Below are 13,936 nucleotides of genomic sequence, written 5' to 3' on the forward strand. Positions count from 1 at the left end.
AGCCTTCCAGCGGATGTTCCAGCAGCCAGGAAGGCGTTACAATCTCCCCTGCAAAATCAAAGGCATATTGGGATTGAGCAGCTTTAACACCAGCATCAGGCGTGAGTCATCATTAAGATCCGCCAGCTCAATGGCCTGCTGCAGCCGGGTGAGTAGCGCAGTGTCTAAACCGGCCTGCTGAGCCCATGAAACAAGGGTTCCCCGCTGCATCAGTTCTAACGCTTGCTGCCAGTGATGCTGTTCTGCTGCGGCCAGTGCAAACATGGCGGGCTGCGTGTAACGCTGAAGGTTAAGCGTAATACCCACATGTTGGTTGTCAGAGGCTGGGTGCGTTATATCCGCGACGGTTACTGGCCGGCCATCCAGCCAGGCTTGTACTTCCGGCCACTGCCAGCGCTGGTGGCGATCGCGAGTTAATAACCCACGCAACAACAGCCGTAAATGCGGATCGAGCTGCTCGGGCAACGTTACGCCATTAGCCAGCACCTGGATTAAAAATGCATGAGGATGAATATTTTCAAAGCAGCTGCCCTGAGTGATCTGCTCGAGCACAATGATCCCCAGGCTCCACCAGTCAGAGGCTGCGGCTACGCCACCGGCTAACGTTTCTGGCGCGCTGTAACGCGTGATCTCTAATGGCGAAACGATATCCAGATCGAACTCGGACAGACAGGCAGAGCCAAACTCGATAATCACAATATCCAGCGGGTGGCGGGTGCGAATCAGCAGGTTGCCGGGCCGGAGGTTCCGGTGGCGTAACCCATGTTCGGCAAAGCTGGACAAGGCGCTGCCCAGCTCTCTAACGATGTGCGGGATTTCTTCCGGTTGCCAGAAGTCCCCGGTGGTTGCAGAATCGGCCAGAGAGCCAAAGGTCATTTCCTCTGCCACTTGCCAGGCTCTGGCGTTCCAACGGCCTGTCTCAAGGATCTCGGGAACATGCTCACGCGGCAGGTTGCGGATCACCTGATAGACCGCCATATCGGGCTCTGCACCGTAGGTATACAGCGTCAGTATCCCTTGCTGGCCGCTTTGCTGATGCTGCACCTGATAGCGTTCGCGGATACTGTCATTATGGTTAATTCGGCGGAGGATTTTCCAGTGGCCAATCTGGGTTATCACGCCGGTATCCATCAAGGGTGTGGTGGTGTGGTGTGGGGGGATGGTGGCATCGGCAGCATCAGCGCCGCATTGCATACAGATCAGATCCCCCTCTTCAATCGGGTGGCCGTTCTGGCAATGCGCTGTTTCCTGTAATGCTGCGAGGTTATCAGTGGCTTCCTGCACAATATCTTCAGCGCTGATCACCGCTATGGGTCGCCATCCCTTGGCGTGAATAGGCTCGGAAGAGAGATCCCAACTGCAGGGCGAATCGTTGATGTGGCCCTCACAGAAAATCTCTGTTAATGCACGTTCCGTGTGGCAATTTGGGCAAAAACGCATCATAGCGGTAAGTTCCGGGCGCTGAATTATTTGGTTACTGGAGTAAAGGAGTGTCCCTGTTGTTCAAGGATCGCTCTTAAGCGAATCAAATCATCACGGCGAGGGATCCCTATCAGGTTGACTTTCCCTTGCCGATCAAGGGTCATATCCAAGACTTTTTCTTGATCATTTAACTGCTGGTGGAAAACACTAAAACGCGTTTTACCCACGGCGGTCAGCAAATGTAAAACCTGGTTATCGCTTCCCCGCAGCTTCAGGGTTTGTGGGCTGTCTTGCTCAAACGGGCCGGAAACCAGCGCATCAATCAAGCCTGCCATCGGCGGTAGAAAAGCGTGGATTGCAGCATAGGTGTAGCCGCTGAATACCAGAATATTACCGTTAAAATCCTGGCGAATGGCGGCCAGCAATTTGCTTAATGCCTGAGGCTGGTCGAAAGGCTCACCGCCAGAAATAGTGATGCCATCGGCCTGCGCAAACCATGGTCGCAGTTGTTCCATCAGCGCTTCAATCGCTACCTTGTCCCGGGTAAAACGCCATGTCTCTGGCGAGAGGCATCCGGTGCAGCGCAGCGAACATCCCTGAAACCAGATGCCAATGCGTTTTCCTGGCCCCAGCGTGGTCACCGGGAAATGCAAACGTGATAAACCCACGGTCATCAGTTTTACGGCTCCTGTTGCCTGGCCAAAACCAACTGTGTGGATGCGCCGGACAGCAGCCCTGTAATCTGATAGCTATTGCCCGGCTGCGCGTCCATATCAAATAACGCCCGTGAAAGCGGGTTAACCAGATGCGCTTCAAGATGGTTTCGGATACCTCGCCCGCCGTTGGATAAATCCGCCAGACAAAGTTGGCGTAGAAGCGTCAAGGCGGATTCGTTTATCGTTACCTTCAGCCCTAATTTAGTCAGCCCGGTCAGCATGTTCTCGGTCATTTGGCTAAATATCTGCTCGGCAACATCGGGGCGTATAAAGTCGAAGACAATAATATTTTCACCAATACGGTTAAGCAGTTCGGGGCGGTTGAGAACCAGTTTAAAATGGCGCTCAATCTCTGCTTTCACGTTCTTCTGCACCGTTTCGAAGGGTTCTTCTGGCCGCACGTTGGCCACTCGCTCTCCCTGATTATCCAGACGGTAGATGCCCAGATTGGAGGTGAAAATAATCAAGGCTTCGGAGAAGTAGACCCGATCCCCACGGCCGGATGTCAATACACCATCATCGATAATCTGTAAGAACTTATCCATCAGCCGGGGATGCGCTTTTTCAATCTCATCAAACAGCACCACGCTGAACGGTTTTTCCCTGATGGCATTAGTCAGTTCACCACCCACGTTATAGCCAATGTATCCCGGTGGCGCGCCAACCAGCCGTTGGTCGGCATGTTCGGCGCTAAATTCGGACATATCGAAGCGGATATAGGCACTTTCATCGCCAAAAAGTAACTCGGTGACGGTTTTGGCCAGCTCGGTTTTGCCTACCCCGGTTGGCCCGGCCAGGAAGACTACACCGCGAGGGCGCCCCCTTGTTTGCCGCCACCGACGCCAGTCACCGCACGCTTGATAATATCCAGCATATGGGTAACCGCGTGCGTCTGTCCTTTGACTCTTTTTTGGATGGTGTTTGCGGCCTGGCGAATTTTATCTTTTTCAATTTTCAGCCAGGGATCTTCGGTAATCCCCACTTTATAACGACGAACCGCATCGCTGATGCGGTCTGGTGCTACGCCTTCAATGCGAGCCAGGCGTGCAATTGCATTCATATCCAGCAGCAGTAATCCCTCCGTTTCGTCAACAAACTCCTGGGCGGCTTTCTGTTGTAGGGCGACATCAGCAGGTTGCCCCGCAAGGGAACGTAACAGCGCTGGTGCTAACGCATGGCGGGCAATGCGATCGGGCTTGGCAACCGGGATATGGCGAATGAGTGGGTTATTGATCAAAAACCAATCCGGCAAATCACCCTCTTTTTCTACCACCCACAATACGCTATTAAAAAAGGCCTGACGTTGCTCACCGTAGGGGCGGGCACGGGCCTGATGAGAGAGCACTAATGCGCGGGTAAACAGACTGTGCTCTACCGGTGAGAGGTTATCCCGGTGGTTAATCAGGCAGGAGGCGAAATCAATAATCAGCGCAATAGGTTCGCCGGGGAGCTCTACCAGCCGTTCAAGTGTGGTGTTCAACAGGTCAATTCCGCCGTTGGCGCGGCCTTCTACCACCGTAAGGCCCAGCTGGCTTAACCGCTTTTGCGCCGGGGCCGGGTCTTCTCCCGGAGCCACCATCGGCTCAAAACCGTTGAGCGGATTAAACACCACCACATGCTGATAACCCGCCTCACGCAGGGCGCTATGCAAAGACTGATTAAAGGGAAGCGGGGTGATTATCTCTGGGCTAATCTCACAGGCTTGCAGATCGCGCACGTTACCCGAGAGCACGAACTGGCTTTTTAAGGGTAAAAAGCGCAACAAGTCACGCATCCAGCGAGGCTTCTGATAACGAAAAGATTGCTGCATTGAGAGTCCTTGTTTTCCGGCAAAATTTGCGCCGGTTCTTTTGCATGCGAGTCAGCCACGGCTCTAATGGCGAAAAGGCCGATTGTCCTTAATTACAGCAAGGATAATTCATCTGGGGGATGGCGGATAGTAGGTACTCGCTTGCTCTGTGCACCAGCTCTTGGACGAATGATGCCTGAGGGGGAGCGAATCATAAGTATTGCCATTGATTTTCCAACCAATTGGCACCATGTTAGTTAGAACTTTAACTTTATCTGGCCCGATACGAACATCTGGCCATAACCCCAATTAGGACTTTCTTTATGACAAATCCGTTGCTGACGCCGTTTTCCCTCCCGCCGTTTTCGGCTATTCGCCCTGAAGATATCGTGCCTGCGGTGCAATCCGCACTGGCTGATTGCCGTGCTGCGGTGGAGCGCGTGGTGGCTCAGCCTGGGCCGTTTACCTGGGAAAATCTGTGTCAGCCGCTGGCTGAATCTGACGATCGTCTGTCACGCATCTGGTCGCCTGTCGGCCATCTGAACTCGGTGAAAAACAGCCCTGAATTGCGTGAAGCTTACGAGCAAGCGTTGCCGCTGCTTTCCGAATACGGCACCTGGGTGGGGCAGCATGAAGGGTTGTATCAGGCTTATCGCAACCTGAAAGAGGGTGAAGGCTTTGCCAAACTGACGGCTCCTCAGCGCAAGTCGGTGGAAAATGCGCTGCGTGACTTTGAGCTTTCGGGCATTGGTCTGCCAGCAGAAAAACAAAAGCGTTACGGTGAAATCGTCGCGCGGCTGTCCGAACTGGGGTCTACCTACAGCAACAACGTGCTCGATGCCACTATGGGCTGGAGCAAGTTGATCACCGATGTCAATGAACTGAGCGGCCTGCCGGAAAGTGCGTTGGCGCAAGCCCAGGCGATGGCCCAGGCCAAAGAACAGCAAGGCTGGTTGTTGACGTTGGACATGCCGAGCTACCTGCCGGTGATGACCTATGCCGATAATCAGGCTCTGCGAGAAGAAATGTACCGTGCCTTTGCTACCCGAGCCTCCGATCAGGGGCCGAATGCCGGCAAATGGGACAACAGTGAGGTGATGGCGGAAACGCTGGCGCTGCGCCATGAGCTGGCCCGGTTGTTGGGTTTCGACAGCTATGCGGACAAATCGCTGGCCACCAAAATGGCAGAAAATCCGGAACAGGTGATCGGCTTCCTCAACGATCTGGCGAAACGTGCTCGCCCGCAGGCAGAACAAGAGTTGGCCCAGTTACGCGCCTTTGCCAAACAGCATTACGGTGTTGACGAGCTGCAAGCCTGGGACATCCCCTATTACGGTGAAAAGCAGAAACAGCACCTGTTCTCGATCAGCGATGAGCAACTGCGCCCGTACTTCCCGGAACAGCGGGTGGTAGAAGGGCTGTTCGAAGTGGTGAAGCGTATTTACGGCATCACCGCCAAAGAACGTAAGGATGTGGATACCTGGCATCCAGACGTGCGCTTCTTCGATCTGTTCGATGCCAACGGCGAACTGCGTGGCAGCTTCTATCTGGATCTGTATGCTCGCGAGAATAAGCGGGGCGGTGCATGGATGGACGATTGCGTCGGCAGCCTGCGCAAAGCCAACGGCGAACTGCAAAAACCGGTTGCCTACCTTACCTGTAACTTCAACCGTCCGCTGGGTGACAAGCCTGCGCTGTTTACCCATAACGAAGTCACTACGCTGTTCCATGAGTTCGGCCATGGCTTACATCATATGCTGACGCAAATCGACACCGCCGGTGTGGCTGGTATCAGCGGTGTGCCTTGGGACGCGGTGGAATTGCCAAGCCAGTTTATGGAGAACTGGTGCTGGGAGCCGGAAGCGCTGGCGTTTATTTCTGGCCACTATCAGACCGGTGAACCGTTGCCGAAAGCCTTGCTGGACAAGATGCTGGAAGCGAAAAACTACCAGGCGGCGTTGTTTATCCTGCGCCAATTAGAATTTGGCCTGTTTGATTTCCGCATGCACTTTGAATACAGCCCGGAAAAAGGCGCGCAGATCCTGCCAACGCTGGCTGAAGTGAAGAAAATGGTGGCGGTAGTGCCTTCGCCTAGCTGGGGCCGCTTCCCACATGCGTTTAGCCATATCTTCGCCGGGGGCTACGCTGCGGGATACTACAGCTATCTGTGGGCGGAAGTACTGTCGGCAGATGCCTATTCGCGCTTTGAGGAGGAGGGAATTTTCAACGCCGAGACCGGTAAATCCTTCCTGGATAATATCCTGTCCCGTGGCGGTTCCGAAGAACCGATGGAATTGTTCAAACGCTTCCGTGGCCGCGAACCCAAGCTGGATGCTATGCTGCGCCATTATGGTATTAAAGGATAACCCGCCTCGTGAGCGTGTTTTTATTGTGTGAAGCAGGCGCCGATCCCGGCGCCTTGTCTATTTTGGCTGAGCGCTGGCAACTGGTGTCCGATGCGGACGCGCTGATGGCGCTGGTGCTGACGCCAGAAAGATTGGAGCTACGTAAGCGCGATGAGCCAAAACTCGGGGCGATCTACGTGGATTTTATCGCAGGCCCGATGGCGCATCGGCGGCGTTTTGGTGGTGGCCGTGGTGAGGCGGTAGCCAAAGCGGTGGGTATTAAGGGCAGCTACCGGCCCGGCGTGGTGGATGCTACCGCTGGGTTGGGGCGTGATGCTTTTGTGCTGGCATCGCTGGGTTGCCAGGTGCGTATGCTGGAGCGTAATCCAGTGGTGGCCGCCTTGCTGGATGACGGTTTGCAGCGTGGTTATCAGGACCCGGAGATTGGCTCGTGGCTGCGTGAGCGCATGACGCTATTGCATGCCTCCAGCCTGACGGCGCTGGCGAATCTCGACCCGCGCCCGGAGGTGGTATACCTCGATCCGATGTACCCACATAAGCAGAAGAGCGCGCTGGTCAAGAAAGAGATGCGGGTATTCCAATCGCTGGTGGGCAGTGATGACGATGCCGATGGTCTGCTAGAACCGGCCCGCAGGCTGGCGATCAAACGAGTCGTGGTGAAACGCCCGGACTACGCGCCACCTCTGGCAAATGTTGCTGCGCACGCGGCCAGCACTACCAAGAATCACCGCTTCGATATTTATATGCCTCTGTAATCTTTATCCATCAGATTTGCCCCTCACCCCGCAGCAAAACATTAGGTGCGGGGCAAGCATGATGGTCATACATTGAGCTGCCTCACAATTTCCATGCCCCTTCTGCAATGTTGCTGGTAAGCCTGAGATGCACCTCTCATAATTCGATTTAATTACAATCACCTATAATTAAATAATTATGAAAAAGACGCTGCTTTCCCTGCTGCTTTGCTTGAGTACCTCTGCTATGGCTGTCGAACCGGTAAATATCACCATTCTGGGCACTTCGGATCTGCATGGCACCTTTGTGCCTTGGGATTACTCCACCGATACTGAAAACCTGGCAGGTAGCCTGAGCCAGATTGCCACTCAGGTGCATCAGGTGCGTGCCCAGCAGCCGAACGTGATCCTGGTCGATGCCGGGGATACCATTCAGGGCAACTTTGTCGAAACCTTCAAGAATGACAAAACCAGTCCGATGATCCTTGGTTTTAACGCACTCAACTATGACGTGTGGGTAATGGGCAACCACGAGTTTGATTTTGGCCTGAAAGCGCTATCGACCTCGTTAAACCAATTTAAGGGCACTGCGCTGGCAGGCAATATCTTCTGGGAAAGCGGCAAGCCTTATCTGCCTGCCTATAAGATTGTTGAACGCCAAGGGGTTAAGATCGGCATTATTGGTATGGACACGCCGATGACCGCCGAGTTTGCCAAAGGAACCGATCGCATTGACGGCCTGAAATTTACCGATCCGGTGCAGGCGGTTAACCATGTTATCCGGCAGATCCACGACCAGGTGGACGCCATCGTGCTGGTGGCTCATATGGGGATCGATAATGAGAACCAGCGGCCAGGCACCGGTGTCGGGGATATTGCACGGGCTAACCCGGAGCTGGCGGCTATCGTGGCCGGGCATATGCACGTGAAGGTAGATAAAGAGGTGATTAATGGTGTGATTGTCACCGAGCCGGACAAATATGGCCGTGCACTATCGCGTATCGATCTGCAATTTGAGCAGCAAAATGGCAAGTATGTGCTGATCAATAAAGACAGCTATACCTACCCAATCAACGGGATGGCCTCTGACAAAAAGCTGGAGCAGATTTACCAGCCATTCCATACCCTCCTGCGGGCTAATGCCAACCGGCCGATTGCCCAACTGACCGGCCAGGATCTGGTGCCGCCGGACGCGGTGAAAGGCATCCCGCAGGTACATATTCAGGATACCGGCATCAGCGCACTGTATCAGGAAGCCGCCCGTTACTATGCCCCCAAGGCGCAGGTGATTGCGTTGCAGATTGATAACGATCGGCCAAAGCTGAATGTGGGTACCATTACTGCGAAGGATATCGCCTTCAATTATCAATATGCTGGCGGTGAAATCACCGTTTATCAGCTTACCGGCAAAGAGTTGAAGAAGTATATGGAGTGGGTAGGGGATTATTTCAATCAGCAACAGGATGGGGATGTGACCTACAGCTTTAATCCGCAGCGCCGGGCTTCAAAATATTCTACCAATGACTTTTTTGATGGTGTGACCTACCGCATCGATCTGCGCCAGCCCGTCGGGCAACGTATCACCAATCTTAAACTCAATGACGGCACGCCAGTGACTGATGATATGCCTGTCCGCCTGGGGATGAACAGTTACCGCATGGGGCATCTGACGCAAAAAGGCGGTGTGTTGGAAGGAATGCAGTTCCCGGTGCTGTCCGATACCAAGGCGGAGTTTGGTGAAGAGGCTGGGACTATCCGTAATCTCACCATTCGCTATCTGAGCGAGGTGAAGAACGGCGAGTATCAGGGTAAGGCGATGCATCGTTGGGAACTGGTGGGGCTGGAAGGATTCGAACGTGAACGCCAGATAGTGGAAAAACTGCTGAATGAAGGCAAGATCGGTGTGCCAACCACTGACGATGGGCGTTACAGCAATGTGGCTTCCATCAATGTCAAAGAATTGCTGTTTAGCGATCCGCAAACCAAACAACAGCAAGTGGCGGCGTTGCAACAACAGGCACAAGCGGCGACCGATCCGGTTATCAAACAGCGTTTGCGGGATCGGGCAGTGATTATCGAGGCGATTAACTGAGTACCCTTCACCCCACCTCTCTTATAAATTGGGCCAAAAAAATGCCGGCTGGTGGGCCGGCATAGTTTTATAGGGCAAAACGGTGAACACATTCCCCCAAAATAGGGATCAGAGCACGCCCTGAGCCAGCATTGCGTCAGCAATTTTAACGAACCCGGCAATATTGGCCCCGTGAACGTAATGTGTTTGCTTGCCTTCGCCACCGTGTTCGACACAAGACTGATGGATATCCGACATGATATGACGTAAACGAATATCCACTTTCTCGGCTCTCCAGTTAAGGCGTGCGGCGTTTTGCGCCATTTCCAGCCCAGAGGTTGCCACACCGCCTGCGTTGGCTGCTTTACCCGGTGCAAACAGGACGCCAGCTTCCAGGAAGGCATCGGTAGCCTGGATGGTGGTAGGCATATTGGCACCTTCTGCCACGGCTTTAACCCCGTTGCGGATCAGCACTTGTGCCGCCTCCAGATCCAGTTCGTTCTGGGTCGCACATGGCAGGGCGATATCTACCGGCACATTCCACGGTTGCTCGCCCGCCAGGAAGGTCAGGCCGCGTTCGCGGGCGTAATCGGCCACCCGACCATAACGCTGGTTTTTGATTTCTGCCAGATGTGCCAGTTTTTCGGTAGTGAAACCCGCTTCATCAACCACGGTACCGCCCGAATCGGAAACGGTAATCACACGGGCATCCAGTTCAAGCGCCTTTTCAATGGTGTATTGCGCTACGTTACCGGAACCGGAAACCGCGACACGCATCCCTTCAAAGCCCAGACCATGGCGTTGCAGCATGGAATCTGTGAAGTAAACCAGACCGTAACCGGTTGCTTCCGGGCGGATCAGACTGCCGCCGAAAGACAGACCCTTACCGGTAAACACACAGCTGGTATTGTTGGATAGTTTTTTCATCATGCCAGCCATAAAGCCCACTTCACGACCGCCAACGCCGATATCCCCGGCAGGTACGTCGGTATCCGGACCCAGATGGCGGTACAGTTCGGTCATCAATGACTGACAGAAACGCATGATTTCGCCCTGGCTTTTGCCTTTCGGATCAAAGTCCGAACCGCCTTTGCCGCCGCCCATTGGCAGCGTGGTAAGAGCATTCTTGAAGGTCTGCTCAAAACCCAGGAACTTGAGAATAGAGGTGTTGACCGAAGGGTGGAAGCGCATTCCCCCTTTGTAAGGCCCGATTGCCGAGTTGAACTGAATACGGTAAGCGCGGTTAACCTGCACTTTGCCCTGATCGTCTATCCAACTAACGCGAAACTGAATGATGCGCTCAGGCTCTACCAGGCGTTCCAACAGGGCGTGATCGCGATAATGTGGGTTGCGTTCGATGAATGGCCACAGCGAAGTAAAAACTTCCCGAACTGCCTGCAGATACTCTGGTTGGTGCGAATTATGACGTTGTAATGACTTTAGAAAGGATTCTAGCGATACAGCCTGTTCCATGGATAACTCCTGTTTAGCATTTGGGTTCCCCTGTTTTTATGATGTATCTCACAGTTGGGGAGGATGTTGTGTCTGTATCGACTATATCACTGGGGGGCGGTTGTTTAACAAGCAATAAATATGGGTTATTCCATGAAAAACGCCCGCAACAGGCGGGCGTTGGTAAAGCAGGTTTGCGAGTGCTTACTTTTCTTCTTCATCACGCAGCGGCACAATCAGCATATCGATGTGCACGGTGTTAATCAGCTGGCGTGCCGAAGACATCAGCTTGCTCCAGAAATCCTGATGGTGGCCACACAGCACCAGATCCATATCATATTTCTTGATGGCATCTACCAGCACTTGCGCCAGATCGCCGCTGCCGCTCAGGGTCTCGGTAATCGGATAACCGGCATTTTGCGACAGCTCGGTTAACGCATGGTGGGTTTCTTCAGAGATACGTTTTTGCATATCGCCAAGATTAACGTCAATCAGGCCGGTATACAGATCGGAATAGTTAACATCAACGTGGATCAGGGAGACTTTCGCATTGTATGGCCGCGCCATTGATACGGCCTTCTCGACCAGGATTTTACTTTCCGGTGATAGGTCAACCGCAATCAGAATGTGTTTATAAGCCATGAGAATACTCCTTCCATATATGCCGATTAAAGGGGGCAGGCATTCGGTGTTCCAACTTGGCGCTTTCGCCTTACCTGCATAGTACCATCCAGATAACACTGTGATTGTTGGGGAGATCACAATGCATTGCATCAAAATACCCTGTTTACCGCTACCTCTTTAGTTTTACACGGTGCGGCGAAAAAGCCTATTGCTTATCCCCGTCGCCTTGCAAGCTGCAGGTAACAGCGCTGCAACTAGAAATTCATCGGGCATATGCGCTAAATGGCTGCTTGACCGATTGAATTATAAGCATTCTTGTTAGAAGTATAGTCTAAATACCCCTGGGCGTAGCGCGGGGGGTCCGCAGCCTGTCGGGCGAAAAATTTAGCAATTACGGTAAATTTTATATAACGCCTGGGTCGGTTTGCGTTTCATTATCCTACAATAGTGAATGTAGGCCTCACTCTCTCCTCTTCAGCCGCCAGGCAACTTTGCGTATCGATGCCGGGCCGGTCACTGCAGAGGGGAGCCAGGGCCTGTAAGGTGCTAGGGGGATGGGAGCTGAAAGCTCCGGCAGCATTGGGTAAGAGGTAGGGCCGTTGGCCCGGCGGTTGGCCGGGATAACAACGCCTTGAGGGGGCAATCATGATCAGTACCGTCGCGCTGTTTTGGGCTTTGTGTGTGGTATGTGTGGTTAACATGGCTCGGTATTTCTCTTCTCTGCGTGCGCTGCTATTTGTTTTACGCGGCTGCGACCCGTTACTGTACCAATACGTCGATGGCGGGGGTTCTTTACTTCGCACGGCCAACCGAGCAAACAGATACGGCTGGTGCGCTATATCTTTGCGCAGCGTTATGTTGAGCACCACGATCCGGAATTTATCCGTCGTTGTCAGCGTGTGCGTAGCCAGTTTGTACTGACTTCCTCGCTGTGTGGGCTGGTGGTTATCAGCCTGGTAGCGATGGCAATTTGGTATTAGCGCCCGGTTTTTCAGAGCAAAAAAAGGCGGCCATGATTAATGGGCCGCCATTTTTATGCTGTGAAACGCTTAAATCACTTTTAGCGCCAACCAGTAAAGGCCGCCGGAAAGGACAATCGACACCGGCAGGGTCAACACCCAGGCCAGCAGAATGTTCTTTATGGTTTTACTCTGTACGCCGCCACCGTCCACGATCATCGTCCCGGCAACCGCCGAAGACAGTACATGCGTGGTAGAAACGGGCATACCGGTGTAGCTGGCCACGCCAATAGACAGTGCGGCAGTCATCTGTGCCGACACCCCTTGTGCGTAGGTCATGCCTTTCTTACCGATTTTCTCACCAATGGTCGTGGCAACACGTCTCCAACCCACCATGGTACCGAGGGACAGCGCCAAGGCCACTGCCACGATAATCCAGATCGGTGCATACTCAACGGTTTGCAACAGGTCCGAGCGCAGATTTTTCAGGAAGCGTTGATCGTCTACGGAGGTTTCCGGCAGTTTTGCCACTTTATCTGCGGTATCCGTTACGCACATCAGCAGGCGGCGCAGATGGCTGCGCTGTTCTACCGTCAGTTGATCGTAACTTTGCAGATTGTTCAGCAAGCCAAGAGAACGCTCTACGGCAATCAGAGCACGCGAGCTGTCACAGTGGAACTCCACGGGCTGATTTGGCGCTGGCGGGACATCTTCAGGTGCTGGTACCAGTGGTGTCTGCGCGATCACATGAGCCAGGGAATCGCCATGCTGCTGATAGAATTGCTGCAGGTGAGCTACGGCATCCCGTGTACGGGTGATGTCATAACCGGTCGCGTTCATATTGAGCACGAAGCCTGCGGGAGCAACGCCAATCAGCACCAGCATAATCAGGCCGATACCTTTCTGACCATCATTGGCACCGTGGGAGAAGCTCACCCCGACAGCGGAGAGGATCAACGCAATACGTGTCCAGAACGGTGGCTTACGCTTGCCATCGACCTTCTCACGTTCTGCTGGCGTCATATGAATACGCTGGCGTTTCTTGGTACTGCTCCAATAACGGCGCAGCATAAACACCATCAGCCCGGCAATCATCATCCCGACCAGCGGAGAGAAGATTAATGACAGGAAGATGCTGATCATTTTAGGCACGTTCAGTGCGTCGACCACGGACGTGCTAGTTACCAGCGCGTTGGTCAGACCGACACCGATGATGGCACCAATCAACGTATGGGAGCTGGAGGCTGGCAGACCCAAATACCAGGTGCCGAGGTTCCAGATAATCGCTGCCAACAACATGGAAAAGACCATGGCTAATCCGTGAGCTGAACTGACGTTCAACAACAGATCGGTTGGCAACAGGTGAACAATGGCGTAGGCAACACTCAAACCGCCGAGCATCACGCCAAGGAAGTTGAATACGCCTGCCATCACGACCGCAATCTGCGAGCGCATAGCACGGGTGTAAATTACGGTAGCAACCGCATTGGCCGTATCATGGAAGCCGTTGATAGCTTCGTAAAATAACACGAATAACAATGCGAGTATTAACATCAGGCCGGTATGGAAATCCAGGCCAGCGAACAAATGTAGCATAAGCGTTACGCCAGGTTTGTGGACATGAACGCGGCGCATTATCGGTGACAACAGGTGTCGGGGAAAAGGAAAATATGACGTTTTTTTGATTTCGATGTTACAGAGGGGACAAGACGCGCTGGTAATCAAAGTAATTTCAGCGTGTTACCAGCATTTACCTGCATTAACATTTTCTTACGTTGGCTTGATAAGCGGATGCATTTACAA

At 53.4% G+C, this 13,936-nt stretch carries 10 protein-coding genes and 1 pseudogene; 4 read left to right on the plus strand and 7 right to left on the minus strand.

Annotation, left to right across the window (positions count from 1 at the left end):
* Positions 1-36 precede the first annotated feature (36 nt).
* The 4 genes from ACQ86O_RS06600 to ACQ86O_RS06615 form a co-directional block, all read right to left on the minus strand.
* A complete protein-coding gene (locus ACQ86O_RS06600) occupies positions 37-1,305 on the minus strand; it encodes a protein kinase domain-containing protein (RefSeq protein WP_431224587.1) in 1,269 nt (422 codons plus the stop codon).
* Between the two features lie 161 nt (positions 1,306-1,466).
* Positions 1,467-2,096: a 4Fe-4S single cluster domain-containing protein gene (locus tag ACQ86O_RS06605; RefSeq protein WP_431224588.1), complete on the minus strand. Its 630-nt coding sequence runs from the start codon at positions 2,094-2,096 to the stop codon at positions 1,467-1,469.
* A gap of 5 nt (positions 2,097-2,101) precedes the next feature.
* Positions 2,102-2,935, minus strand: coding sequence for an AAA family ATPase (locus ACQ86O_RS06610; protein WP_431225670.1), 834 nt, complete (start codon positions 2,933-2,935; stop codon positions 2,102-2,104).
* Between the two features lie 5 nt (positions 2,936-2,940).
* Positions 2,941-3,948, minus strand: coding sequence for a hypothetical protein (locus ACQ86O_RS06615; RefSeq protein ID WP_431224589.1), 1,008 nt, complete (start codon positions 3,946-3,948; stop codon positions 2,941-2,943).
* A 302-nt stretch (positions 3,949-4,250) separates the two neighbouring features.
* On the opposite strand from ACQ86O_RS06615, the gene prlC reads away from it, so the two are divergent.
* The 3 genes from prlC (at position 4,251) to ACQ86O_RS06630 (ending at position 9,119) form a co-directional block, all read left to right on the plus strand.
* Entirely contained in the window at positions 4,251-6,293 is a 2,043-nt protein-coding gene (gene prlC, locus ACQ86O_RS06620; RefSeq protein WP_431224590.1) for an oligopeptidase A, read from the plus strand.
* 8 nt (positions 6,294-6,301) lie between these two features.
* Positions 6,302-7,048 carry a 16S rRNA (guanine(1516)-N(2))-methyltransferase RsmJ gene (gene rsmJ / locus ACQ86O_RS06625; RefSeq protein WP_431224591.1) on the plus strand — a complete coding sequence of 249 codons (747 nt, stop codon included), beginning with the start codon at positions 6,302-6,304 and terminating at the stop codon, positions 7,046-7,048.
* 178 nt (positions 7,049-7,226) lie between these two features.
* Positions 7,227-9,119, plus strand: a complete 1,893-nt coding sequence (locus ACQ86O_RS06630; protein WP_431224592.1) for a bifunctional metallophosphatase/5'-nucleotidase — start codon at positions 7,227-7,229, stop codon at positions 9,117-9,119.
* Between the two features lie 108 nt (positions 9,120-9,227).
* Here the strand turns inward: ACQ86O_RS06630 and gdhA are convergent, their stop codons facing one another.
* Together gdhA and uspA are read right to left on the minus strand one after the other, a co-directional pair.
* Positions 9,228-10,571 (minus strand): NADP-specific glutamate dehydrogenase, encoded by a 1,344-nt coding sequence (gene gdhA, locus ACQ86O_RS06635; RefSeq protein ID WP_431224593.1) that lies wholly within the window; start codon positions 10,569-10,571, stop codon positions 9,228-9,230.
* A gap of 183 nt (positions 10,572-10,754) precedes the next feature.
* Positions 10,755-11,192 (minus strand): universal stress protein UspA, encoded by a 438-nt coding sequence (uspA, locus tag ACQ86O_RS06640; protein WP_142008235.1) that lies wholly within the window; start codon positions 11,190-11,192, stop codon positions 10,755-10,757.
* Positions 11,193-11,819: 627 nt separating this feature from the next.
* On the opposite strand from uspA, the pseudogene uspB reads away from it, so the two are divergent.
* A pseudogene (gene uspB, locus ACQ86O_RS06645) lies at positions 11,820-12,154 on the plus strand (universal stress protein UspB).
* A 69-nt stretch (positions 12,155-12,223) separates the two neighbouring features.
* Here the strand turns inward: uspB and pitA are convergent.
* A complete protein-coding gene (pitA, locus tag ACQ86O_RS06650; protein WP_431224594.1) occupies positions 12,224-13,729 on the minus strand; it encodes an inorganic phosphate transporter PitA in 1,506 nt (501 codons plus the stop codon).
* Between the last annotated feature and the right edge of the window lie 207 nt (positions 13,730-13,936).

This window comes from Serratia sp. L9, assembly GCF_050632285.1.
Classification (GTDB): domain Bacteria; phylum Pseudomonadota; class Gammaproteobacteria; order Enterobacterales; family Enterobacteriaceae; genus Chania.